The sequence below is a fragment of the Streptomyces sp. NPDC007856 genome (assembly GCF_042868225.1).
Taxonomy (GTDB): domain Bacteria; phylum Actinomycetota; class Actinomycetes; order Streptomycetales; family Streptomycetaceae; genus Streptomyces.
The window spans coordinates 159,300-184,053 of sequence record NZ_JBIAEC010000012.1 but is presented as its reverse complement, the minus strand read 5'-3'; the positions used below and the strand labels follow the sequence as shown (position 1 = coordinate 184,053).

Annotated in this window: 20 protein-coding genes; 9 read left to right on the top strand and 11 right to left on the bottom strand. The window is 72.8% G+C overall.

All coding sequences use genetic code 11. From position 1 onward, the window contains the following. Positions 1-25 precede the first annotated feature (25 nt). Positions 26-670: a hypothetical protein gene (locus ACFYOH_RS27495; RefSeq protein WP_388630628.1), complete on the bottom strand. Its 645-nt coding sequence runs from the start codon at positions 668-670 to the stop codon at positions 26-28. 143 nt (positions 671-813) lie between these two features. On the opposite strand from ACFYOH_RS27495, the gene ACFYOH_RS27490 reads away from it, so the two are divergent. After that, positions 814-1,506 carry a copper homeostasis protein CutC gene (locus tag ACFYOH_RS27490; RefSeq protein WP_388630626.1) on the top strand — a complete coding sequence of 231 codons (693 nt, stop codon included), beginning with the start codon at positions 814-816 and terminating at the stop codon, positions 1,504-1,506. Positions 1,507-1,583: 77 nt separating this feature from the next. On the opposite strand, the gene ACFYOH_RS27485 is transcribed toward ACFYOH_RS27490, so the two are convergent. Together ACFYOH_RS27485 and ACFYOH_RS27480 are read right to left on the bottom strand one after the other, a co-directional pair. Then, positions 1,584-2,243: a hypothetical protein gene (locus ACFYOH_RS27485; protein ID WP_388630624.1), complete on the bottom strand. Its 660-nt coding sequence runs from the start codon at positions 2,241-2,243 to the stop codon at positions 1,584-1,586. 56 nt (positions 2,244-2,299) lie between these two features. Then, positions 2,300-4,345, bottom strand: a complete 2,046-nt coding sequence (locus ACFYOH_RS27480) for a HelD family protein (RefSeq protein WP_388630622.1) — start codon at positions 4,343-4,345, stop codon at positions 2,300-2,302. 310 nt (positions 4,346-4,655) lie between these two features. On the opposite strand from ACFYOH_RS27480, the gene ACFYOH_RS27475 reads away from it, so the two are divergent. Continuing rightward, the gene (locus ACFYOH_RS27475) at positions 4,656-4,838 is read left to right on the top strand and encodes a hypothetical protein (RefSeq protein ID WP_388630620.1); all 183 of its coding nucleotides are present in this window, start codon (positions 4,656-4,658) and stop codon (positions 4,836-4,838) included. 37 nt (positions 4,839-4,875) lie between these two features. Here ACFYOH_RS27475 and ACFYOH_RS27470 read toward each other — a convergent pair whose 3' ends face one another. Continuing rightward, positions 4,876-6,528, bottom strand: coding sequence for a DNA repair helicase XPB (locus tag ACFYOH_RS27470; protein ID WP_388630617.1), 1,653 nt, complete (start codon positions 6,526-6,528; stop codon positions 4,876-4,878). 64 nt (positions 6,529-6,592) lie between these two features. Beyond that, the gene (locus ACFYOH_RS27465) at positions 6,593-9,232 is read right to left on the bottom strand and encodes a helicase-associated domain-containing protein (RefSeq protein ID WP_388630613.1); all 2,640 of its coding nucleotides are present in this window, start codon (positions 9,230-9,232) and stop codon (positions 6,593-6,595) included. A 133-nt stretch (positions 9,233-9,365) separates the two neighbouring features. Here ACFYOH_RS27465 and ACFYOH_RS27460 point away from each other — a divergent pair, with 133 nt between their 5' ends. Then, positions 9,366-10,409, top strand: a complete 1,044-nt coding sequence (locus ACFYOH_RS27460; RefSeq protein WP_388630610.1) for a hypothetical protein — start codon at positions 9,366-9,368, stop codon at positions 10,407-10,409. A 126-nt stretch (positions 10,410-10,535) separates the two neighbouring features. Further along, positions 10,536-11,162, top strand: coding sequence for an HAD family hydrolase (locus tag ACFYOH_RS27455; protein WP_388630607.1), 627 nt, complete (start codon positions 10,536-10,538; stop codon positions 11,160-11,162). Here the strand turns inward: ACFYOH_RS27455 and ACFYOH_RS27450 are convergent. Next, positions 11,138-11,389, bottom strand: coding sequence for a hypothetical protein (locus ACFYOH_RS27450; RefSeq protein ID WP_356303861.1), 252 nt, complete (start codon positions 11,387-11,389; stop codon positions 11,138-11,140). The two genes, ACFYOH_RS27455 and ACFYOH_RS27450, sit on opposite strands and share 25 nt — an antisense overlap. A gap of 154 nt (positions 11,390-11,543) precedes the next feature. Here ACFYOH_RS27450 and ACFYOH_RS27445 point away from each other — a divergent pair, with 154 nt between their 5' ends. Continuing rightward, the gene (locus ACFYOH_RS27445) at positions 11,544-11,927 is read left to right on the top strand and encodes a cold-shock protein (RefSeq protein ID WP_351805449.1); all 384 of its coding nucleotides are present in this window, start codon (positions 11,544-11,546) and stop codon (positions 11,925-11,927) included. 7 nt (positions 11,928-11,934) lie between these two features. Here ACFYOH_RS27445 and ACFYOH_RS27440 read toward each other — a convergent pair whose 3' ends face one another. The 4 genes from ACFYOH_RS27440 to ACFYOH_RS27425 all read right to left on the bottom strand — a co-directional run bounded on the left by ACFYOH_RS27440 (position 11,935) and on the right by ACFYOH_RS27425 (position 15,565). Continuing rightward, positions 11,935-12,783, bottom strand: coding sequence for a 1,4-dihydroxy-6-naphthoate synthase (locus ACFYOH_RS27440; protein WP_388630603.1), 849 nt, complete (start codon positions 12,781-12,783; stop codon positions 11,935-11,937). Then, positions 12,773-13,480, bottom strand: coding sequence for a futalosine hydrolase (locus ACFYOH_RS27435; protein WP_388630600.1), 708 nt, complete (start codon positions 13,478-13,480; stop codon positions 12,773-12,775). Before ACFYOH_RS27435 ends, ACFYOH_RS27440 begins: the two co-directional genes overlap by 11 nt. A gap of 11 nt (positions 13,481-13,491) precedes the next feature. After that, complete coding sequence (locus tag ACFYOH_RS27430; RefSeq protein WP_388630597.1) at positions 13,492-13,965, bottom strand: DUF2771 domain-containing protein; 474 nt, start codon at positions 13,963-13,965, stop codon at positions 13,492-13,494. A gap of 193 nt (positions 13,966-14,158) precedes the next feature. Further along, complete coding sequence (locus ACFYOH_RS27425; RefSeq protein ID WP_388630594.1) at positions 14,159-15,565, bottom strand: MFS transporter; 1,407 nt, start codon at positions 15,563-15,565, stop codon at positions 14,159-14,161. 288 nt (positions 15,566-15,853) lie between these two features. On the opposite strand from ACFYOH_RS27425, the gene ACFYOH_RS27420 reads away from it, so the two are divergent. The 4 genes from ACFYOH_RS27420 (at position 15,854) to ACFYOH_RS27405 (ending at position 22,325) form a co-directional block, all read left to right on the top strand. Next, a complete protein-coding gene (locus ACFYOH_RS27420; RefSeq protein ID WP_388630592.1) occupies positions 15,854-16,780 on the top strand; it encodes a DUF3027 domain-containing protein in 927 nt (308 codons plus the stop codon). A gap of 262 nt (positions 16,781-17,042) precedes the next feature. After that, entirely contained in the window at positions 17,043-20,183 is a 3,141-nt protein-coding gene (locus ACFYOH_RS27415) for a sacsin N-terminal ATP-binding-like domain-containing protein (protein ID WP_388630589.1), read from the top strand. Positions 20,184-20,497: 314 nt separating this feature from the next. After that, on the top strand, positions 20,498-21,364 hold the full coding sequence (locus tag ACFYOH_RS27410; protein WP_388630587.1) for a hypothetical protein: 867 nt from the start codon (positions 20,498-20,500) through the stop codon (positions 21,362-21,364). Between the two features lie 130 nt (positions 21,365-21,494). Beyond that, positions 21,495-22,325 carry a hypothetical protein gene (locus tag ACFYOH_RS27405; RefSeq protein ID WP_388630584.1) on the top strand — a complete coding sequence of 277 codons (831 nt, stop codon included), beginning with the start codon at positions 21,495-21,497 and terminating at the stop codon, positions 22,323-22,325. 7 nt (positions 22,326-22,332) lie between these two features. Here ACFYOH_RS27405 and ACFYOH_RS27400 read toward each other — a convergent pair whose 3' ends face one another. Next, complete coding sequence (locus tag ACFYOH_RS27400; RefSeq protein ID WP_388630581.1) at positions 22,333-24,729, bottom strand: HAD-IC family P-type ATPase; 2,397 nt, start codon at positions 24,727-24,729, stop codon at positions 22,333-22,335. Positions 24,730-24,754 lie beyond the last annotated feature (25 nt).

Here is a 24,754-nt window from a genome sequence, read left to right as displayed (position 1 = left end):
AGCGAACCCTAGGGGGCCGTACCCCTCAGGTCGACAGCATTTCCAGCTCGGAGGCGAGGTTGTAGCGGGCGGTGGCCTCCCAGTGCTCCTGGCCGTAGGGGGTGCGGAACAGCCGGGGGAGGGCGAGGAGTTGGCGCAGGACCGCCGAACGGCCCTCCTTGAAGGCGTCGTTCGGCACGAAGTGGTACTCCTCGCGCACCTCGGCGGTGTAGACGGCGTACGCCGACGGGGGCGCGGCCAGGATCGCGAGGTCGGCGTCGCACAGCACCTCGCCGTTGCGGTCGTCGTCGGCCGGGTCGTGCGTGAAGGTGAGCCGGACCAGCCGGGCCACCTCGGCGGTCGTCTCCGCACGGACCCCGGCCTCGGGGAGCGCGCGCTCGGCGAGGCGGGCCGAGCGCTCCTCGTTCTCCGACCGTTCCGGGAGGTAGACGGCGTCGTGGAACCAGGCGGCCAGGCGCACGACGTCCGGGTCGGCGGCGTACTTCTCCAGTACGTCGATGTGGTCGAGCACCGCGGTGAGGTGGGCCGGCGTGTGGTACCGGCGCTGCGGCTCCTGCCAGCGGGCGAGCAGGTTGTCGGCGTACGGCGCGGGATCGGGCCCGCCGCCGGGGGCACGGGCGGCTTCCAGCGCACGGGCGAAACGGAGACGCAGGGCATCGAGGTCGGCCATGGGCCCATTCTTCCGCGCCGCGCGCCGTCGTTCCGCCGTGACGCCTGCCCGTCGGCGCCCTGACGCGGACCCCACCTGCTCGCGCACAGGCGTAGTCTTGGAATTGGACTAGACCTGTAGTGGCCGACGATGAATGGGGTGCCATGAGCAAGCGTGCAGTCCTGGAGGTGATCGCGCTCGACGTCGAGGACGCGGTCGCCGCCCAGGCCGGAGGCGCGGACCGCCTGGAGCTGGTCACCGACATGGCGGCCGACGGGCTCAGCCCGGCGCCCGCCACCGTCGCCCGGATCCGGGCCGCCGTCGACATCGACCTGCGCGTGATGCTCCGCCTCGCGGACGGGTTCGCGGCCGGAGACGTGGACGGTCTGGTTCGGGTGGCCGGCGGCCTGCGCGAGGCCGGCGCCGACCAGTTCGTCCTCGGCTTCCTCGACGCGGACGGCGTGGTTCACCTGGCGGCGGTGGAGCGGGTGGTCCAGGCGCTGGACGGCTGCGCGTGGACCTTCCACCGGGCGATCGACCGGGCCGCCGACCGCGACGCCCTGCGCAAACAGCTCGCCGACCTGCCCGGCCTCGACACCTACCTCACCGCGGGCGCCGCCGGCGGGGTGGACGAGGGCCTGCCGACGCTGGTCGCGGAGGCGGGCCGGCGGGGGGAGCCGGGGTACGGCCAGACCCTCCTGGTCGGCGGCGGCCTGCGCCTGGAGCATGTGCCGCGGCTTCGGGCCGCCGGTATCGACGCCTTCCACATCGGCGGCGCGGCCCGGCCCTCCGGGTGGGAGGGGCCGGTTTTCGAGGGGGCCGTGCGGGAGTGGCGGAGGGCGTTGGACGCGGGGTAGCGCCCCGGGCCCGCGGGTCGTTGGCCGGGCGCGGCACAGCCCCCGTGCCTCTTACGGAGCCGTGGTGCTGTCGGCCGTCACCCGGCCGCCATCCCGACGAGCACGAGGAGCAGCACCAGGGCGAAGCCGGTGAGCGGGAAGAGGCCCAGGATTCCGGCCGGGCGCCGCAGCACCGGGCGGCCCGGGTCCAGCCCGGGGCCCTGGGCGCCGGCCGGTGCGGGGAGCTTACGGATCTTGGCCAGGGCGAAGAGGTTGATCAGCAGCGTGACGGGCGTGATGAGCATCGACGCCGGACCCCACCACCCCTGCGCCATGGTGTCCGACTGCATCTTCCGGAAGACGGCGAGCGCGCAGGTCTGGCAGAAGGTGCCCTTCCGCCACAGGTTCCGCATCACGATCAGCATGCCCTGGTGGCCGCGGATCGTCACCCGCTCGGCGGGCGCCGCTCCGCACACCTCGCACCCGACGCCGGGAGCGGCCGGGTACGCGCCGGGGGCCTGCTGATACCCGGCCTGGCCGAAGTCGGCGGGCGCCTGCGGGTAGGGAGCCTGCCCGTAGCCGCCCGGTGCCTGCCCGTACGGCCCGGCGGGCTGCGGCTGCTGTCCCACCGGCGCCTGTGGATAACCCGCGGGGGCCTGCTGATACGGCCCCGGCGCCTGCGGGTGGCCCGCCGGTGCCTGCTGGTAGGGACCGGGGTACTGCTGGTACGCGGGGTGCGAAGGCGGTGGAGTGCTCAACGGAGGCCTTTCCATGGGGACATGCCGGAACGGCACGACACCCTAGCGGTGCGCCGTCAGGCCAACTGCGCCGGCAGCGGTGCCGAGTGCGTCACGATCAGGCCCGAGACCGCACGCGTCAGCGCCACGTACAGGCGTCGCAGGCCGGTGCGTTCGTCCGGCTCGCCGTCCATCACCGCCTGGGGCTCGTCCAGGACCACGTAGTCGTACTCCAGGCCCTTGGCGAGGGAGGCCGGGACGAGGGTGAGGCGGGTCTCCCGGGTGGTCTCCTCGCCGGGGGCGAGGTGGGGGAGCCCAGCCGCCGTCAGGGCCTCGGCGAGGACCGGGATCCGGGCGTCGGCGGCGATCAGGCCCGTCGAACCCTCGTTGCGCAGCAACTCCTTGCAGGCGGCGACGACTTCGGACGTCTCCGTCGTCGTACGGACCTCGAAGAAGCCCGGGTTCTCGCGGACCGACTCGACCGGGGTGAGGCCCGGTGCGATGTGCGGGAGCAGGCGGGAGGCGTAGGTGATGACGTCCGTGGGGACGCGGAAGCCCGCCGTCAGCTCCTCGATGACGCCTTCCGTCTTGCCGAGGTGGGCGAGGGCTTCGTCCCAGCTGCGGGTCGCCCAGGGAGTCGTGCCCTGCGCCAGGTCGCCCAGCACCGTCGCGCTGCCCGTCGTGCAGCGGCGGCCGACGGCCCGGTACTGCATGGGGGACAGGTCCTGCGCCTCGTCCAGGACGACATGGCCCAGCGAGTGGGTGCGCTGGATCAGATCGGCCGCCTCGTCGATCAGCACCGCGTCCGCCGCCGACCACTTGGCCGACTTCACGCTGCGCACCGGCCTGGCCCACAGGATCGTCTTCTGCTCGTCCTCGTCCAGGATCCCGGCGGCGTGCTCGGCGAGGAAGTCCGCGTCCGTCAGCAGGCGCAGCACGAGCTTCGCCGGGTCCACGGCCGGCCAGATCTCCTTCACGGCCGCCTTCACCGCGCTGTTGCGGGCCACCGCGTCCTGCACCCGGTCGTCCGGCGCCTCGCCCGAGCGCTCCATCTGCACCAGCACCGCGTGCGCGATCCGCTGCGGCAGGGCCTCGCGGGCCGCGCCGTACCGGATGTCCCGCTGCAGCAACTCCCGGACGATGTCCTCCAGTTCGTGCGTCGGCACCCGCCAGCGCCGGGAGCCGCGCACCACCACGACCGCCTCCGTCGGCAGGGTCACATGGGAGTACAGGGCCCGGCGCAGCACCTCGGCCATCCGGGCGTCGCCCTTGATCATGGCGGCGGCCGCCTCGTCCGTGCCGCGCACCTCGACATGGGCGACCAGGTCGTCGACGGTCGCCTGCTGGACGGTCAACTCGCCCAGTGCGGGCAGGACCTGCTCGATGTAGTGCAGGAAGGACCTGTTCGGGCCGATCACCAGGGTGCCGGTGCGGGCGAGCCGCTCCCGGTGGGCGTACAGGAGGTAGGCGACCCGGTGCAGGCCGACGGCGGTCTTTCCGGTGCCGGGGCCGCCCTGGACGCAGACCGTGCCGGACAGGCCGGAGCGGACGATCTCGTCCTGCTCGGGCTGGATGGTGGCGACGATGTCCCGCATGGGGCCGACACGCGGCCGCTCGATCTCCTGCTGGAGCAGCTTGCTGGTGGCCGCCGCCTCGGCCGGGTCGGAGAGGTGCTCGTCCTCGTACGCGGTCAGGTCGCCGCCGGTGTAGCCGAAGCGGCGGCGCAGGCCGACGTCCATCGGGTCCTTCTTGGACGCCCGGTAGAACGGCTGCGAGACCGGGGCGCGCCAGTCGATGACCATGGGGTCGCCGTCGGCGTCGTGCACATGCCGCCGCCCGATGTAGAACTGCTCGCCCTCCGCGCCCTCTGCCTCGTCCGCGCGAGGCGCGTGCAGATAGTCCAGCCGGCCGAAGAACAGCGGGGTGTCGCTCAGGTCGGCCAGCGCCTTGATCCGCTCGTCGATCTGGCGGGACAGTACTTCGGCGTTGACCCAGTTGGCGGTGACGTCCCGGATGTCCAGCGACTCCACGTCCTCGCGCATGGCGCGCAGAGCGGCGCGGGAGTCGGCGAGGTGGGATCGCTCTCGGGCGAGTGGGTCGTCGGCGGGAGTGGACGTGGACAAGGGGGTGCCTCCGGTGGACCTGCTGGGTGACTACGACGAAGCCGCCCGGTTTCCGACCGGGCGACGGCACTCCGCGGAGGGGAGGCGGGCAAGAGCGGAGATTCTAGGCGAGCGCGCGCGGCGGGGGCCAATGGTTTTTCCGCCCCCTGTCCGGTCCCTGTCACGGCCCTGTCCGGCCCGCTCCGACCCCTAGGGGACGGGCAGCCCCCGAAGTAGGGGCCGGGGTCCACCCGTAGATCTACGCGGGGCCGTCCGGGATTGGCTCTGCAGACCGATGCGGGTGGCGCGTCCGGCGATCCACCATGGAGACATGAGCGCAGCAACCATCTCCCCAGGCCCTGTCCGACCGCCGACCGGCGCCACAGCCGTGGACGGCCCGCATCACCACCTGCTCGGCAACGCCCTGCGCGCCATCAAGGTGTTCGCGGAGGCCGCGTTCGGCGTGATCATCCTCGGCGAGTACGGCGAGGAAGCGGGCATACGCCGCAAGTAGCCGTCGCAGGCAACGCGCTCCTGCTCGCGATCGCGGCTCAGCCGGTGCTGTCCTCCGCCAGGATCTCGTCCGCGTCCACGATCCGGTAGGCGTAGCCCTGTTCGGCCAGGAAGCGCTGGCGGTGGGCGGCGAAGTCCTGGTCGATGGTGTCGCGGGCGACGACCGAGTAGAAGTGCGCCTGGTGGCCGTCGGCCTTCGGGCGCAGGACCCGGCCGAGGCGCTGGGCCTCCTCCTGGCGGGAGCCGAAGGTGCCGGACACCTGGATGGCGACCGTTGCCTCCGGCAGGTCGATGGAGAAGTTCGCGACCTTCGACACCACCAGCACGCTGATCTCGCCTTCGCGGAAGGCGTCGAAGAGCTTCTCGCGCTGGGCGTTGGAAGTCTCGCCCTTGATGACGGGCGCGTTCAAGTGCTCGCCCAGCTCGTCGAGTTGGTCGATGTACTGGCCGATGACGAGGATCTGCTGGCCGGCGAAACGGCGGACGATCGCCTCCGTCACCTTCCGCTTGGTGTCCGTCGTCGCACAGAAGCGGTACTTCTCCTCCGTCTCGGCCGTCGCGTACGACAGCCGCTCGGCGTCCGTCAGATTCACCCGGACCTCGACGCAGTCGGCCGGAGCGATGTACCCCTGCGCCTCGATCTCCTTCCAGGGCGCGTCGAACCGCTTCGGACCGATGAGGGAGAACACGTCCGACTCGCGGCCGTCCTCGCGGACGAGGGTCGCGGTGAGGCCCAGCCGGCGGCGCGCCTGCAGATCGGCGGTGAACTTGAAGACAGGAGCGGGCAGCAGATGCACCTCGTCGTAGACGATCAGACCCCAGTCCCGGGAGTCGAACAGCTCCAGGTGCGGATAGACACCCTTCCGCTTGGTCGTCAGCACCTGGTAGGTGGCGATGGTGACCGGGCGGATCTCCTTCCTGGTACCGCTGTACTCGCCGATCTCGTCCTCGGTCAGCGAGGTCCGCTTCACCAGCTCGTGCTTCCACTGCCGCGCCGAGACGGTGTTGGTGACGAGGATCAGGGTCGTGGACTTGGCCTGGGCCATGGACCCGGCGCCGACCAGCGTCTTCCCGGCGCCACAGGGCAGCACCACGACACCGCTGCCGCCGTGCCAGAAGTTCTCCACGGCCTGCTTCTGGTACGGCCGAAGCGCCCAGCCGTCCTCCAGCAGCTCGATCGGATGCGCCTCGCCGTCGACGTACCCGGCGAGGTCCTCGGCCGGCCAGCCCAGCTTCAGCAGCACCTGCTTGATCTGCCCGCGCTCGGACGGGTGCACGACGACCGAGTCCGCATCGATCCGCGCCCCCACCAGCGGGGCGATCCGCTTGGACTTCAGCACCTCCTCCAGCACCGGCCGGTCGGTGGTGGTCAGCACGAGCCCGTGTGCCGGGTGCTTGCTGAGCGTGAGCCGCCCGTACCGGTCCATCGTCTCGGCGATGTCCACGAGCAGCGCGTGCGGGACCGGATACCGGCTGTACTGCACGAGCGCGTCCACGACCTGCTCGGCGTCATGCCCCGCGGCCCGCGCGTTCCACAGCCCGAGCGGGGTGACCCGATAGGTGTGGATGTGCTCGGGCGCACGCTCCAGCTCGGCGAACGGCGCGATGGCACGCCGGCAGTCGTCGGCCCGCTCGTGGTCGACCTCCAGGAGCAGGGTCTTGTCGGACTGGACGATCAGCGGTCCGTTCACGTGCGGCCACACCCTTTCCACAACAACCAAACGTCCAGTCTGCCCTAAACGCCGACGATCACCGTCAGTCTTCCGCGAGCTCCGCCACGCCGGTGATCCGGTGCAGCGGATAGGTGCGTACCTCGTCCGCGGTGTGGTCGTACGCCGTGACGAAACCGCCCTCCACCTTGACCGGGGCGATGACGCGCTGGCTGGCGGTGCCCTCGGGGTTGACATAGCCGATCCAGAGGGACGCGCCGGTCAGGACGGCGGCCTGCACGGTGGCCAGGGTCTCGGCGGAGGAGGTGCGGGGCAGTTCGCCGCCCGGCAGCGGAGCCCCGGCCCCGGGGGTCTTGCGCGGGGCGGTGGCGGCCAGGTCGCCGGCCCGGATCGCCCGGATCGCCGCCGTGAGCAGCGTGGCGTCGGGCGGCGGCGGGCCGTCCGGGACCGGCTCGGGGGCGGTGCGCGGCGGGGTGCGGTGGGCGTGGGCGCGGGTGATCAGGACGTCACCCTCGGCGGACTCGGCGGCCGGCGCGTAGCCCATCGCGCGCAGGCCCTCCAGCAGCGTGGCCGGGTCGCACTGGGCGGCCAGCACGGTCGGGGCGAGCCGACGCAGCCGCAGGGCGGCGGCGCGCCGGTCGGCGAGGATCTCGTTCAGCAGGGCGTCGTCGTCGCAGCGCACATACGCCGAGGCCGCGCCGACCCGGAGATGCCCGTGCTTGCGGGCCACGTCGTCGATCAGATACGCGAGCGGCTGCGGCACCGGGGTGCGGGAGTGCTCGGCGAGGAAGGCGTGCAGATCGGCGGCGGTACGGCCGGCGTCCAGGGCCCGCCGTACGGAGGCCGGGGTGAAGCGGTACACCGTCGCGCCGCCCTTGGACTCGACGTCCGCCAGCACGTCCAGCAGATCGGCGAGGGGGCGTTGCAGCGGTCCGGGTGCCACCGCCGTCAGATCGGCCTGGAGCAGCACGTGGTCCAGCGGCTCGGGCAGGAGCGGCGCGAGGAGCCGGGCGGCGGCGGCCGTCGCCACGGCCTGCTCGGCGGGGGAGAGCGGGGGGAGGGCGGGGCCGGGACGGTGGTGATGGTGGACGGGCAGCTTGTCGCCGGGGCCGGTGGGCTCGGTGAGGGCGGTGGTGACGGTGTCGAGCGAGCCGACGGAGGCGGCCGCCGAGCCGGAGGCGCCCGGCGTGCGAGGGGCGCCCGACGCGGTGCGCGAGCCCGTTCCCGTCCCCGGTGCCGGTGCGCCCAGCAGCGCCCGGCCGTGTGCCGACAGCGCGCCCCGTCCGGTGACGCCCAGCAGCTCCGCCTCGGACAGGGTCCAGCGGGCGAGCCGGGAGCGCAGGTCCTCGTCGCCGTCCCGCTGCTGGGGTCCGCGCAGGGGCCGTTCCCAGTGCAACCGGGCCAGCACTGACTCGGTGTCCGGTGCGGCTCCCGCTGGCAGCCCGGCCAGCAGGGTCAGCACCCGGTGCCGTACCTCGGGCGCGGCCGAGCGGTCCAGGCCGGGGCCGAGCGCGGCGAGCGTACGGTCCTTGGCGTCCCGCCCGCCGACCAGCCCCGGCGTCCGGGTGGCCGCCAGCCAGGCCGCCGCCAGCTGGGACCAGCGCTCGGCGGCGGGCCGCTCCAGCCACTCGTCGTAGGCGGGCGTGGCCGCGTACCGCTCGTCGGCCTCGCCGTCGGAGGCGATCAGCCCGGCCGCGTACGCCAGTTCCACCCAGAACGCGGCGACCGGCTCGGACACGTCCAGGGCGACGGCGGTCCGCTTCAGATCGCGGACGCTGAGACCGCCGGCCCGCAGCACGGCCGGGCCGCCCTCGTCCCAGTCCTTCAGCAGCTCCTCGACCGTGGCGAGCGCGGTGTACGCCTGCCCGGCCGCCGTCGCGTCCACCACCTGCGGACCGTATGCCGCGGCCGCCTCCACGGCGGGCGGCAGCGGCTCGGGTGCGCGGTGCGCCCGGCCCTCGCGCAGATGCAGGGCTACCTCGCGCGGCAGGACGACCGTGCCGGGCGCGGTCGGCAGCAGCAGACCGCGGTCGAGCAGCCAGCGCAGATGCGCCGCCGGTTCCGGGGTGACCTGCCCGTACGGCGGCCCCCACACCAGCCGCGCCAGCACCTCGCGGGCGGGTTCCGGGGCGCCGGCCAGTAGCTTGCCCATCTTCTTGCGGTCGTCGAACAGCGCGGTGAGCGCGGTCACGGCGGACACCGAGTCGTGCGTCGAGGGCAGCCCGGCCGCCGTGACGATCTCCTGGATCCGGCCCGGAGACATGCCCGAGGTGGCCTCCTGCACGCTGGGGCCGAGCCCGGTCGGGGAGGGGTGCTGCGGGGACGGCGCGAGGAGTTCGCGGGCCGTGCGCACCAGCCGCAGCCGCTCGTCGTCGCCCCACACCAGCGCCTGTTCGCGCAGGGTGCCGAGGGCGTGCGGCAGCGCGGCGGCGACCTTCTCGTCCCCGGCGTCCCCGGCCATCAGCGCGAGCAGCGTGTCGTAGGACGCCGGGTCCGGGGCCACGGCCAGCGCCTCCGCCGTCTGCAGCGCGAACCGGTCCAGCCGCTCCAGCGCGCGCAGCACCGAGGCACGGGTGCCGGCGCGGGTGGCCAGCTGGGTGAGGTCGGTCGGGACAGGCGTGATGAGGTCGGGGCGGCTGCGCAGCAGCGCGGCCAGCAAGGCGTCGTCCCGCGCGCGGAGCGCTTCCGCGAGGGAACGGGGAGCGGGGTGGGCCGCTTGGCTCATCTGACCCACGGTAGCGGGTGCCGTCGCCGAGGGGGCGTCCCCGGAGGTCCCCACCCGGGGTGCGGGTTCGGCGCCAGGTCTCTGCGCTACCGTCCTCACGGGGTTTCATCACCGTCGCCCCGGAGGGGTTCCGTTGGGGATCGAGAGCGACCAGGTCGTCTACGAGTACCTGAGCCGTGTCGGGGACATCGCTCAGCAACGGCAGCTGCCGTCGGCCACGCGGATGCGGCTCGTGTCGGAGCTGCGCAACGAGATCGACCGGCACCGGGCCAGGGCGACGGTCGACAGTCCCGCCGCGGTCCGCCGCATCCTGGACCGGCTGGGCACCCCGGACGAGGTCGTCGCGGCCGCGGGCGGCACGTCCGGCACCGGCGGGGTCGCACAGCGGCCCGCCGTCGTGCCGGTGCAGCCCGCGCCGCGCGAACGGAACCCGAAGGCGCCGGATCCGGCGGACGGGGAACGCCAGAACGGTCCGAGGGGCCTGAAGGCGCTGCGCCGGGCCGTCCCCCGCCCCCGCCCCGACGAGACCCGGTCCGAGCCCTCCGTCCCGCGCGACGCCCCGTCCCCGCCGCACCTGGCCGCCGCGCACGAACTCGGGGACAGCGCCGTACAGCCCGACTGGTGGCGAGCCGGCGGCGGTTCCTTCGGTGTGGGCGCCGAGACGGACTCGGTGCCGGGGTTCGTGGGCGGGGTGGAGATCCCGGAGCTGCTCAGGCGGCCGCCGAAGGAGCGGGAGCCGGCGGACCGGGCCCCGGCGCCGGCCGAGCCGGAACCGGAGGCGACCGAGGCCGAGCCCGCGCCCTCGGCCGCGCGCCGGCGTCTGCTCCCCCGCCCCGCGGCCGGCTGGACCAACCCCCTCCTGCTGCTGGCCGCCGCCGCGCTGGTCGCCGGTGCGGTGCTCGGGAACTGGTTCGCGCTGCTCCTCGGCTGGGTGATCGCCTACGGCTCCCGGCGGCTGACGCCCGCTGAGACCAAGACGGCCGTGATGGTCCTGCCGGGTACGGCGGTCGCGGCGGGGACCGTGTGGCTGTGGGGAAGGGTCAACGGCCGCTGGGGCCAGCCGATCGCCCAGGGCCACATGAACGACGCGGTCGCCGGGACATGGCCGTGGGTGGTCCGGGGGGCGGCGGTGGCTTCGGCGCTGTTCCTGGTGTGGCGGTCGCAGAGGACCAGGTGAGGCGCGCCCCGAAGGAGCGCGGGGAACTGCGCGACCAGCCCACAGCGGACCGCACCCGGCAGACGACGGTGACCCTGTGGCGCACGCCCGTTCGGCCGAACCGCCGGAGGCAGCGGTCCTGACACAATGCCGCATATGACATTCACCGTCGGATTCGACCTCGACATGACCCTGATCGATTCCCGGCCCGGTATCCACGCCTGCTACCTGGCGCTGTCCGAGCGGACCGGGACCCACATCGACGCCGATCTGGCGGTGACCCGGCTCGGACCGCCGCTCGCCGAGGAGCTGATCAACTGGTTCCCGGAGGAGCAGGTGCCCGCGATGGCCGACCTGTACCGGGAGATGTATCCGGCGATCGCCATCGCCGCGACCCCCGCCATGGACGGCGCCCGGGAGGCGATAGCCGCGGTGCGGGCGGCCGGCGGGCGGACGATGGTGGTCACGGCGAAGTACGAGCCCAACGCCAAGCTGCACCTGAGCCACCTCGGCATCGAGCCGGACGTGGTCGTGGGCGACCTGTGGGCCGAGCAGAAGGCGCAGGCGCTGCGCGAGTACCGCGCCGGCGTGTACGTCGGCGATCACGTCGGGGACGTGCGCGGGGCCCGTACGGCGGGGGCGCTGTCGGTCGCCGTGGCGACCGGACCCTGCCCCGCCGACGAGCTGCGCGCCGCCGGTGCGGACGTGGTCCTGGCGGACCTGTCCGTCTTCCCGGCGTGGCTGGACGCCTACCGCGAGGCGCCCCGCGCCTGACGCCGGCCGGCGGCGATCGACCGCAGGACGCCCGCGCCGGCGACGAGGAAACCGACCGCCATGAGCATGCTCAGACCGAACATGTACGTCGGAAAGGGTTTTGCGCCAAGGAACAGGGGGGCCACCGTGACCAGAGTGGCCACGGCCCCGATGAAGAAGACGATCGCACCGGCGCGGATCAGCCGGTCGCCGGGCGCGGCGGAATTCGTTTGGGTTTTGTCACGCACCGGACCAGGGTAGTTCCCAGCGCGAGGGAACAACCGGGGGACGTCTTGTCACCCGCCCCGAGACCATTAGCCTTGATAGCGGCGGGTCACGGTGGACCCGCTCTAGTGCTATCAAGAGCACTTTTCCCGACTAGTACGAGGACGAGGACAGACGGTGCCGACCGGGCGTGTCAAATGGTTCAACAGCGAGAAGGGCTTCGGCTTTCTCTCCCGCGACGACGGCGGTGACGTCTTCGTCCATTCCTCTGTTCTCCCCGCCGGAGTCGACGCACTCAAGCCGGGACAGCGTGTGGAGTTCGGCGTCGTCGCCGGTCAGCGCGGTGACCAGGCGCTGTCGGTGACCGTGCTGGACCCGACGCCGTCGGTCGCCGCGGCCCAGCGCAAGAAGCCGGACGAGCTGGCCTCCATCGTGCAGGACCTGACGACCCTTCTGGAGAACATCACGCCGATGCTGGAGAAGGGCCGGTACCCGGAGAAGGCCTCCGGCAAGAAGATCGCCGGTCTGCTGCGGGCGGTCGCCGACCAGCTGGACGTATAGGCACCCGTCAGGGAAACGCGAGCGCATCCGGGCCGAGGGGCGGCACCAGCCCCTCGGCCGCCGCGCGTGTGAGCAGGCCGCGGATCGCGGCGTAGCCGTCCTCGCCGAGGTCGGCGGTGAACTCGTTCACGTACAGGCCGATGTGCTGGTCCGCCACGGCCGGGTCCATCTCCTGGGCGTGTGCCATGACGTACGGCCGGGACGCCTCGGGGTCGTCCCAGGCGGCGCGCACCGAGGCGCGGATGGAGTCGGCGAGCCGCGTCAGCGTGCCGGCGCCGAGCGAGCGCTTGGCCACGATCGCGCCGAGCGGGATCGGCAGTCCGGTGGTCCGCTCCCAGTGCTCGCCCATGTCGGCGAGCTTGTGCAGCCCGTAGTTCCGGTAGGTGAACCGGGCCTCGTGGATGACCAGACCGGCGTCCACCTTGCCGTCCCGCACGGCCGGCATGATCTCGTGGAACGGCAGGACGACGATCTCGCCGACCCCCTCCGGAAGGGTGTCCGCCGCCCACAGCCGGAACAGCAGATACGCCGTCGACTTCTCGCTGGGCACCGCGACCGTACGGCCCGTCAGGTCGTCCCCCGGCTCGCGCGTGAGCACCAGCGGCCCGCAGCCCCGCCCCAGCGCACCGCCGCACGGCAGCAGCGTGTACGCGCCGAGGATGTACGGCAGGACGGCGTACGACACCTTCAGCACGTCGAACTCGCCGCGCTCGGCCATGCCGTTGGTGATGTCGATGTCGGCGAAGGTCACGTCCAGCGCGGGGGCGCCGGGGACCCGGCCGTGGGCGAGGGCGTCGAAGACGAAGGTGTCGTTGGGGCAGGGGGAGTAGGCGATCTGCAAGGGCTCACTGGTCATGTGGGTTCCAACTCTCCAGTACCGGGAGGAGCTTCCCGAACGCCTCGGTGAGGGCGGTGAGGGCGTCGCCGATGCGCCAGGCGGCGCGGTCGCGCGGGCCGACCGGGTTGGAGACCGCGCGGATCTCCAGCACCGGCGTGCCGTGCGCGGCGGCCGCCTCCGCCACCCCGAAGCCCTCCATGCCCTCGGCGAGCGCCCGCGGATGCCGGGCCCGCAGCTCGGCGGCGCGGGCGGCGGTGCCGGTGACGGTGGAGGCGGTCAGGATGGTGCCGGTGCGGGCGCCGGTCGCCTCGGCCGCGGCGTGTACGACCGGCAGCGGCGGCCGGTGGGTGACGGTCCCGAAGCCGAGTTCGGTGACCGGGAGGAAGCCGTCGCCGGTCTCGGCGCCCAGGTCGGCCACGGTGATCGCGTCGGCGACGACGAGCGAGCCGACGGGCGCCTCGGGCTGGAAGCCACCGCCGATCCCGGCCGAGACGACCAGGTCGTACGGGGTGCCTTCGAGGGCGGCGGCGGTCAGCGCGGCGGCGGTGGAGGCGGCGGCGAGGGCCGGGCCGACGCCGGCGGCGAGCAGATCACAGCCGGTCGCGGTACGGCACAGGAGTGCGCCGGGGAGCCGTGTCCCGCTCCCGGCTCCGGGAAACGCCAGTGCCACCGCGTCCCGCTCGACGGGGACCGCGGTGGCCACAAGGACGCGCACGGAAGCCGTGATCAGGCCTTCGTCAGCTTGAACGACCACATGCCCTGGTTGGACTTCTCGCCCATCCGGATCGTGACCGTGTTGATGTCGCCCTGGGTGCCGTACTGCTGGTTGAAGAACGCGCTGCCCGGGATGGTGCGGTAGGTCTTCTTGCTGACGTCGGTGAACTGCTGGCCGTTCACCAGCAGGACCCAGCCGGCGTCCGCGATCTTCGGGTCGACGCCGATGCGGACCGTCTCGTCCTGGTCGACCTTGATCGACTTGGCCTTGCCGACGTTCTTGACGCACGTCGCCAGCGACTTGGCGTCCAGCGCGTTGCCGTCGTTGTAGCACATGGCCTCGGAGTTGACCGAGCTGTCGCCGACGGTGACCGTCGCGACAGGCGTCGGCTTCTCGCAGGCGGAGAGCAGGAGCAGTCCGGCGGAAACGGCGCCGGCGGCGGCGACGGCGCGGCGGCGTCGCACAACGGATTGCAGCGTGGTCATGACCGAAGGCTATCTGGCGGCCGGAGCCGTCCGCCCATGCGGGGTGCGGCGTGCCCGGTTCGTTACGCCAGCCGTGCCTGCGGTTCGGGAAACCGTGTCCGCTTCGTTATGCCGAGGTCAGAATTGCGCCGGGCGCGATGCCGAGGTGGGGCTGGGTCGGGGCGTCGGCCGGCGTGGGGTCGGGGTGGGCGGGTCAGGCGACGCGGGGGTGGGCGCGGCCGCCGTGGCGGGCCGAGGCGAGGAGGCCCTTGAGGGTGGTCAGCCAGCCGACCGCCACGAACACCGCGCCGACCAGCAGGCCGACGGTGCCGTTGAGCGGCAGCACGATGCCGACGGCGCCGCCGAACACCCACGCCATCTGCAGCAGCGTCTCCGAGCGGGCGAACGCCGAGGTGCGCACCAGCTCCGGCACGTCCCGCTGGATCAGCGCGTCCAGGGCCAGCTTGGCCAGCGCCTGCCCGAACCCGGCGACCGCCGCGAGACAGGCCACCAGCAGCGCCCCGAAGAACAGGGCGGCCACGAGCGCCGTACCGAGCACCACCGCGACGACGGTGACGATGATGATCTCCGGGGCGCGTGATCTCAGCCAGGCCCCGACGGCCGTACCCAGCGCGTTGCCCACGCCGGCGGCGACACCGACGATGCCGAGCGAGACCGCCGCGCTCTCGCCGGTCAGCGGGTGCTCGCGCAGCAGGAAGGCGAGGAAGAAGATCAGGAAGCCGGAGAGGCAGCGCAGGGCGGCGTTGGCGCCGAGCGCGTGGGTGACGGCGGGGCCCACGGTCCGCAGCCCCGGCCGCTTCGCCTGCTCCTTCCTGCGCTGCGGCCCGTGCAGATGTCGCTCGTCGGCCGCGAGCAGAGCCACGTCCTCGCCCTTGGCCGAGTCCACCTTGGGCGGCAGGGAGAAGGACAGGAACGTTCCCGCGACGAAGATCACGAAGGCGCCGTACAGCGGCCAGGGATCGCCGACCTGGTGCAGCCCCGCCGCGACCGGCGCGGCGACACCGGTGGCCAGCAGTCCCGCCAGGGTGACCCGCGAGTTGGCCTTCACCAGCGAGAACCGGGGCGGCAGCAGCCTGGGCACGACCGCACTGCGGACCACCCCGTACGCCTTCGACGCCACCAGCACGCCCAGCGCGGCGGGATACAGCTCCAGGCTGCCGCTCGCCACGGCCCCCGAGATCACCAGCGCGAGCAGAGCACGGGCCAGCATGGCCCCGGCCATCGCGGCGCGCCGGCCGTGCGGCAGCCGGTCGAGGAGGGGGCCGATGACCGGGGCGAGGACGGTGAAGGGCGCCATGGTGATGGCGAGGTAGAGCGCGACCCGCCCGCGGGCCTCGTCGGTCGGCACGGAGAAGAACACCGTGGAGGCCAGCGCCACGGTGATCATGACATCGCCGGCGCCGTTCACCGCGTGCAGCTCGATCAGCTTGCCGAGCCCCGACTCGCCCGCCCCGTGCGCATGCGTGGCCTTCCGGATCCCGCGCGCGGCCCCGGTGACCGGGAAGTGCAGGGCACGCCCGACGGAACGGACGGCGCCACCGGCCCGGCTCGCACCGCCACCCCGAACACCACGCCTGTCCGCGGTCGCCACGTGCTTCATAGTGCCCCGAGAAGCGGCCGGATAGTGCGCATACGACGCGCATGGCGCCGAACCGAACCACGAGGCGGTGTGCAGGGCCGGGTGTGCGGGCAGGAAAAATTGCCGTGTGGCGGCGATGAATCTCGTTCGGTGTAGCGTGCCTATCTCAGCCATAACGCAGAATGGATGGCAGAGGTGCGCCCAGCGCGCGGATGCAGACGTCGATGCGGTCCTCCGGTCCGCTCCGTCGGCAGAGCCGCCGTCAGGCAGCCGCACTCGACGAGACGGCGTAGGAGAGAAGCGATACCTGTGAGCGCAGCGACAACGCGAAGCCGCACCCCCGACCGCCTGTGCGCCGAGGCGGTCGATCTCGCCCGTGCCGCCGCCGAGGAGGCCGCGGCCCCCGGTGTGGTCGGGGAGCACGCCGGCCTCGTCTCCGAGGGCGACCGCGTTGTCACGCACTTCTTCGAGTGCAAGGAACTGGGCTACCGCGGCTGGCGCTGGGCGGTGACCGTGGCCCGCGCCTCCCGCGCCAAGATCGTCACGCTCGACGAGGTGGTCCTCCTCCCCGGCCCCGACGCCCTGCTCGCCCCGGAGTGGGTCCCGTGGAGCGAGCGGCTGCGCCCCGGTGACCTCGGCCCCGGCGACCTGCTCCCCACCGACCAGGACGACCTGCGCCTGGAGCCCGGCTACACGGGCGAGGAGGAGCCGCCGCCGAACTCGGTGGTCTCGCACGAGATGGCGGAACTGGCGGAGGCCGAGGACGCCGACGTCACGCCCGGCGCCCCCGCCACCCAGCCCACGGTCCCCACCCGGGGCACGATCGCCGCAGTGGCGGAGGAACTGGGCATGCGCAGGGCCCGCGTCCTGTCCCGCTACGGCCTGCATGTCGCCGCGGACCGCTGGGAGGAGTCGTACGGCCCGAAGACCGCGATGGCCCAGGCGGCCCCGGCCACCTGTATGACCTGCGGTTTCCTCGCCCCGATCGGTGGCTCCCTCGGCCAGGCCTTCGGCGTGTGCGCCAACGAGTTCTCCCCGGCCGACGGCCGTGTGGTCTCCCTGTCCTACGGCTGCGGCGGCCACTCGGAGGCCGCGGTCATGCCCAAGCCCCCGCAGCCGGCCCCGCCGGTCATCGACGAGACCCGGGTGGACCCCTTCCCCCTGCGCCCCGCCCGCGACTCGGGCTCGGTCCCGGAGGCGGGCGACGAGGAGACGGCGGAACTGGGCCACTCCTGACCGAGGGCGGCCCGGGTACGCCCGCGCGCCCATGTCCGACGTGTCCGACGCGCACCGTTCGTGACCGCCGCCCCGCCCAGGTCCAACGGCATCCCCCGGCAACACACTTGCCCTGAAGGATTTGGCCGGGTTGCGGCTGCCCGCAGCGGGCGGCGGCCGACGCCCGGTGTCGCTGCCACGGGATACGATCCGCAGGCGCGAGGCGCTCCACCCCGGCGCGATGCCAGGGGCTCCTCGCAGGAAGCCGGGAGGATGGGTAAGCGTGAGCAGCAAGTACGTGCGGCCTGCGGCCGAAGGCGCCGATCCCTTCGGGACGGCCCGGCTGCGCCGTGGTGTCCTCGACGCCTGGGCCACCAGCCCCGCCCGGTTCCGTGAGGACGCCAACGCCGAGGAGGACCTGGTCCTCGGCGGCTACCGGGACCGGCTCGTGGTCGAGCTGGCCCAGAACGCCGCCGACGCCGCCGCCCGGGCGCGGTTGCCGGGGCGGCTGCGGCTCACCCTGCGCGACGGGGTCCTCGTCGCCGCCAACACCGGTGCCCCGCTGGACGCGGCCGGAGTCGAGTCACTGTCCACGCTGCGCGCCTCGGCCAAGCGGGACAGCGATGCCACCCAGGGCGCCGTCGGACGGTTCGGCGTCGGCTTCGCCGCCGTACTCGCGGTGACCGACGAACCCGCGATCGTCGGGCGGCACGGGGGTGTGCGGTGGTCGCTCGGCGAGGCACGGGAGCGGGCCGCCGAGACCGCCCGGCACAGCCCGGGGCTGGGGGACGAGATCCGGCGCCGGGACGGGCATGTGCCGCTGCTCCGGCTGCCGTTCGCCGCCGAGGGCACCGCCCCGGACCCGTACGACACCGCCGTCATCCTGCCCCTGCGGGACGCGGCCGCCGCCGATCTCGCCGAGCGGCTGCTGAACTCCGTCGACGACGCGCTGCTCCTCGCCCTGCCGGGCCTGGAGGAGGTCGTCATCGAGGTCGGGGGCGAGGCGCAGCGGGTGCTGCGGCGCCGTGCCGAGGGCGCCGCCGTCGTCGTGGAGGACTCGCGCGCGGGGGCCACCCGGTGGCGTACCGCGTCCGCCCATGGGGCGCTCACGCCCGATCTGCTCGCCGACCGGCCGGTGGAGGAGCGGCTGCGGCCCCACTGGTCGGTGACCTGGGCCGTGCCCGAGGACGAGGGCGGGCGCCCGGTGCGGCCTCGTACGACGCCCGTGGTGCACGCACCCACGCCCAGTGACGAACCCCTCGGCGTTCCCGCCCTGCTCATCGCCTCCTTCCCCCTCGACACCACCCGCCGGCACACGGCTCCCGGTCCGCTCACCGACTTCCTGGTGCAGCGCGCCGCCGACGTCTACACCGAACTGCTCGCCGACTGGCGGCCGGTGACGGACGGGATCATCGACCTCGTGCCGGGACCGCTCGGCAAGGGCGAGCTGGACGGGGCGCTGCGGCAGGCCGTGCTGGAGCGGCTGCCGCGCACGACCTTCCTGCCCCCGGCGGTGGCGGCGAAGGCGGACGACGACCACGAGCTTCCTCAGGCGCTGCGCCCCAGGGACGCGGAGATCGTGGAGGGCGCCGGGGCCGCCACCGTCCGGGTGCTCGCCGAGGTGCTGCCCACGCTGCTGCCGGCCGGTCTCGAACGGCGCGTGGAGCTGCGCACCCTCGGGGTCGCCCGGCTGCGGCTCGCCGACGCCGTCGACCGGCTCGCCGGCCTGGAGAAGGACCCCGACTGGTGGTGGCGGCTCTACGACAGCCTCGCCGGGGTCGACCCCGACCGGCTGTCCGGGCTGCCGGTGCCGCTGGCGGACGGACGGACCACCATCGGCCCCCGGCAGGTGCTGCTGCCCACCTCGGACGCCGCCCGGATCGACGCGGACGTCCTCGGCCGACTCGGGTTGAAGGTGGCCCACGAGGACGCCGCGCATCCGCTGCTGGAGAAGCTCGGCGCGCTGCCCGCGACCCCGCGCGCGGTGCTCACCACCCCGCAGGTGCGGGCCGCCGTCGCCGCCTCGCTGGACGAGGAGGGCGCGCTCGGGGGCTGGGAGGAGGACGCTCCGGACGCGGAGGAACTGGCCGAGACCGTGCTCGGGCTGGTGCGGGACGCGGACCTGGAGCCCGGGGACGAACCCTGGCTCGGCGCCCTCGCCCTGCCCGACGAGGACGGGGAACTGGCCCCCGCCGGGGAACTCGTCTTCCCCGGCAGTCCGTTCGCCCGGGTGATCCGCGAGGGCGAACTGGCCGCCGTGGACCACGAGCTGGCCGACAAGTGGGGCGAGCAGCCGCTGGCCGCCTGTGGCGTACTCGCGAACTTCGCGCTGGTCCGCGCCACCGACGTGGTCCTCGACCCGGACGAACTGGAGCCCCGGGAGAGCGACTTCGCCGAGCCCGACGACGCCGGGCTGCTGGACGCGGTCGACGTGTGGTGCGAGGACATCCTCGACCGCTTCCCGGACAGCCCGGTGCCTCCGGTCGCCACCGAGCTGGTCGCCGTACGCGATCTGGACCTGGTGGACGACGAGCACTGGCCGCAGGCGCTCGCGCTGCTCGCGCAGCCGCCGCTGCGGGACGCCCTCACCCAGCCGGTGCGCATCCTGCTGCACGACGGCACGCACGACGTCGTGCGGCCGTACACGGCGTGGTGGCTGCGCGGTCATCCCGTGCTCGACGGGCGCCGGCCCGCCGGTCTGCTCGCGGCGGGCGGTGATCCGCTGCTGCGCGGCCTGTACGACGAGGCCGACGCGACCGGGTTCGAGGACGAGCAGGTGCTGCGGGCCCTGGGGGTGCGCACCTCCGTCGCGGCCCTGCTGGACGAGCCCGGCGGTGCCGCGGAGCTGCTGGACCGGCTGGCTGACCCCGACCGGCCGGTCACCCCGGGCCAACTACACGCACTGTACGGGGCGTTGGCGGAGCTGGACCCGGAGCAGGTGACGCTGCCGGACGAGCTGCGGGCCGTGGTCGACGGCCGGGTGGAGGTCGTGGACGCGGGGGAGGCGGTCGTGGTCGACTCGCCCGATCTGCTGCCGTTCACCGGCGGGGTCGCGCTGCTGCCGGTACGGCCGTCCCGCGCGGCCGAGCTGGCGGAGCTGTTCCAGGTGCGGCGGCTGAGCGAGTCCGTCACCGGCGAGGTGCACTCCGAGGGGACCGAGCACGACGTGCCGGAGTCGGTGCGGGTGCTGCTCGGGCCGGGTACGCCCGGGACCTATGTCGAGCACGAGGAACTGGTCGTGGACGGCGTGGAGATCGACTGGCGGCTCACCGACGACGGTGTGCTGCACGCGGCCACCCTGGAGGGGGTCGCGGCCGGGCTCGCGTGGGCGGCCGGTCAGTGGCCCCGGCGGTTCGAGGTGGCGGCCCTGCTGGAGGACCCCTCGCGGACGGAGGAGCTGGCCAGGGACCGCTGGTTCGACTGACGGCACCCCGGAACGTCCGCTTCCGCCGCGCCTGTGTCGCCGTCGTCGGCGGCGCTCTGGCCCTGTCCGCCCTCGCCGTCCCGTCCGCGCAGGCCGACGGCTACCACCGCTTCTCCTTCGCGGGCAACTCGACCATTTCCGCGGTCAGCGCCGCCGGTGACTTCGTCGACGTGCAGTAGCCGTCCGGTGAATCCGTCGGAAACTCACGGCATCACTCGTACAACCACTTCATTCCTTCACGGGTCTGATCACGCGAGTCGTCTGACTCCTTGATCACTGGACCTCGTGTCCACTTTCTCCACACAGGGGAACGCATGCGCATACGTGCCACCGTGGCCGCCGTCTCCGGCGCCCTGGCCCTCTCCGCCTTCGTCGTGCCGGCCGCCCAGGCCGCCGGCTCCGCCCCGTCGTACCAGACGGAGGCCGCGAAGGCGCTCCATGCCTCCGGCAAGTCCGCGTTCAGCACCGCCGAGGGCGCGGACCTCGGCGTGACCTTCTCGAACCTCAAGATCGCCTCGGCGGTCAAGGTCGGTACGACCAACCACGTCTCCACCACGGTCACCTACACGCTGACCCACGGAGCCAACTACGACATCGCGTCGGACGACTTCGCCACCGGCCCCTTCATCTACAAGGGTTCCTCGCCGGACACTGCGAGCAACATCCTGCTCGGCGACGCCCCGGCCAGCTGCACCGCCACCTCGTCGACGACCGCCAACTGCAAGGGCCTCATCGACATCTACCCCGCCGACGACGAGCTGCTCAACTCCGACGCGGGCACCTGGAACGCCGGCGCGCTGGCGCTGCAGTACAGCACCGGGGACGGTTCCGTGCAGGGCGGCCTGGGCACCACCAAGGTCCAGCGCTACTCCAAGCTGACGGTCAACGCCGGCCCCGAGCCGATCGCCAAGGGCAAGACGCTCACGATCACCGGCAAGCTCTCCCGGGCCAACTGGGAGGACCACCAGTACCACGGCTACACCAATCAGTCCGTGCAGCTCCAGTTCCGCAAGTACGGCTCCAGCACCTACACCACGCTGAAGACCATCAAGTCGGACTCCACGGGCAACCTGAAGACCACGGCCACCGCGTCGGTCGACGGCTACTGGCGCTTCTCCTTCGCGGGCACCACGACCACCCCGGCGGTCAGCGCCACGGGCGACTTCGTCGACGTGCGGTAACGGATCAGTAAGCGCGGCACAAAATCTGGTCCGCGGGGGCAACCGCCGTACAACCAGCGGCACCCTCCGCGGATCTGATCGCGTGAGTCAACCGACTCCACGATCACTTCTCCCTCCAGGGGAAACGCACATGCGCATACGTGCCACCGTGGCCGCCGTCTCCGGCGCCCTGGCCCTCTCCGCCCTCGCAGTCCCGGCCGCGCAGGCCGTCACCGACTCGGGCGCGCCGTACACGCTGAACGCAAGCTTCTCCAACGTCTCGATCGCCAAGTCGATCAAGGTGGGCACCACCAGCGAGGTGACCGTCGCGTACTCGTACACGCTGACGCACGGCTCCACCGTCAACATCGCCGCGAAGGACTTCTACACGGACGCCTTCCTCTACCACGGCACCTACAGCGACACCGCCCCCGAGCTGTACGGCGACAACCCGGCGACCTGCACCGCCACCTCGTCGACGACGGCCACCTGCAAGGGCTCCATCAACATCCGCCCGGCCGACGGCGACCTGAAGAACGCCTGGGCCGGCAGCTGGAGCGTGGCCGCCGAGGCCGTCGCCTTCAACGGCCAGGACCAGCAGAACCCCGACATGAGCAAGGTCGGCTTCAAGGACCAGAGCGGCCTCGGCACCAGCCTGGTGCAGCGCAACTCCAAGCTGACGACCACCGTGAGCTCGACGTCCGTCTACAAGGGCAAGAGCGTCACGGTGTCGGGCAAGCTGACCCGGGCCGACTGGGAGCACCACACGTACAACAACTTCGGCGGCCAGCCCGTCAAGCTCCAGTTCCGCAAGGCCGGCACGAGCACGTACACCACGATCAAGACGGTGACCACCGACTCGTACGGCAACGTGAAGACCTCGGCCACCGTGAACTCCAGCGGCTACTGGCGTTACTCCTTCGCCGGCGTCTCGACGACCCCGGCGGTCAGCGCCACGGGTGTGTACGTGGGCGCGAAGTAGTCATCCCCTAATCGGGAAAGCGGCGGTCGACCCACTTCCACAGCCACTCCAGGGCGGCCGCCGCCACCACCGCGATGCCGACGGCGGTCCACGGCATCGTGGCCCCCACCAGCTTCAGCGCGAAGAAGCCCTGGAGCGCCGGGACGGCCAGGACCAGCAGGAACGCCACGCCCATCGCCGCCACCAGGGTCACCCGCCACCAGGTGTAGGGGCGGGCGACGATCGCCAGGATCCACATGGAGACCAGGAAGAGCGTGAGGGTGGCCGCGCTGGTCTGCGCGTCCAGCCGGCCGGCTCCCGTGTAGTGGTCACGGGCGACCAGGTACGTCACGAAGGTCGCCACCCCCGCCACCACACCGCCCGGGATCGAGTACCGCATGACCCTGCGCACGAAGTGCGGTTTCGCCCGCTCCTTGTTGGGTGCCAGGGCCAGGAAGAACGCCGGGACGCCGATGGTGAGGGTGGACAGCAGGGTCAGATGCCGGGGCAGGAACGGATACTCCACCTGCCAGCACACCACCAGGACGGCCAGCAGCACCGAATAGACCGTCTTCACCAGGAAGAGCGTCGCGACGCGCGTGATGTTGCCGATCACCCGGCGGCCCTCGCCGACCACCGACGGCAGGCTGGCGAAGCTGTTGTTCAGCAGCACGATCTGCGCCACCGCCCGCGTCGCCTCCGAACCGGAGCCCATGGCGACCCCGATGTCGGCGTCCTTCAGCGCGAGCACGTCGTTCACGCCGTCGCCGGTCATCGCGACCGTGTGCCCGTGCGACTGCAGCGCCCCGACCATGTCCCGCTTCTGCTGCGGGCTGACCCGCCCGAAGATCGTCCCCTGGTCCAGCGCGTCCGCCATGCCCGGCCGGTCGGCGGGCAGGTGCCGCGCGTCCACCGTCCTGCCCTCCAGGCCCAGCTTGGCGGCGACCGCGCCGACCGACACCGCGTTGTCGCCGGAGATGACCTTGGCGCGGACGTCCTGGTCCGCGAAGTAGCGCAGGGTGTCGGCGGCATCCGCCCGCAGCCGCTGTTCCAGGACGACGAGGGCGGTGGGGCGGGCGCCATGGGCCGGCTCGGGGTCGTCCAGGTCGCGGCTCGTCCGGGTCAGCAGCAGCACCCGCAGGCCCTGCTTGTTGAGGCGCTCGGTCTCGGCCAGGGCCGGGTCGCCGTCGGTGAGGAGGACGTCGGGGGCGCCGAGCAGCCATGTGCTGGTCTCGCCGTCGGCCTCGCTGAACGCCGCCCCGCTGTACTTGCGGGCCGAGGAGAAGGGCAGCGACTCCACGCAGCGCCAGTCCTCGCTGTCCGGGTAGGCGTCGATGATGGCCTGGAGGGAGGCGTTGGGGCGCGGATCCGACTCGCCGAGGGCGCCGAGCACTCTGCGGACGTAACCCTCGTCGGCCCCGTCGAGCGCCCGTAGCTCGGTGACGTCCATGCCGCCTTCGGTGAGCGTGCCGGTCTTGTCCAGGCAGACGGTGTCGACGCGGGCCAGCCCCTCGATCGCCGGCAGCTCCTGCACCAGACACTGTTTCCGGCCGAGCCGGATGACCCCGATGGCGAAGGCGACCGAGGTGAGCAGGACGAGCCCCTCCGGGACCATCGGGACGATGCCGCCGACCGTGCGGGCGATGGAGTCCTTGAAGCCGTTGCTCTTGACGACGAGCTGGGTGATGACGAGCCCGACCGCCGCCGGGACCATCATCCAGGTGACGTACTTGAGGATCGTGGAGATGCCGGTGCGCAGCTCGGAGTGGACCAGGGTGAAGCGGGAGGCCTCCTCGGCGAGCTGGGCGGCGTAGGCCTCGCGGCCGACCTTGGTCGCCTGGTAGGCGCCGCCGCCCGCGACGACGAAGCTGCCGGACATGACCGGATCGCCGGGGCGTTTGACGACGGGGTCGGCCTCACCGGTGAGCAGCGACTCGTCGATCTCCAGCCCGTCGGCCTCGACGCAGACCCCGTCCACCACGGCCTTGTCGCCGGGACCGATCTGTATGAGGTCGTCGAGCACGATCTCATGGACGGCGACCTCGATGGCCGTGCGGTCTCTTCGTACCGTGGGCCGGGCCTCGCCGATCACCGCGAGCGAGTCGAGGGTCTGCTTGGCCCGCCACTCCTGGATGATGCCGATGCCGGTGTTGGCGAGGATCACAAAGCCGAAGAGGCTGTCCTGGATCGGCGCGACGCACAGCATGACCAGCCAGAGCACACCGATGATCGCGTTGAACCGGGTGAGGACGTTGGCCCGGACGATCTCGCCCAGTGACCGGCTGCTGCGCACCGGTACGTCGTTGACCTGGCCGCGGGTGACGCGTTCCGCGACCTCGGCGCGGGTCAGCCCTGCCGACCTGGTCATCGGCAGGGCCACCGGATGCACGGGGTCGAGTTCCGCGCCCGCGTCTATGTCGGTCATGCATCCGACGGTACGTGCGGTTTTG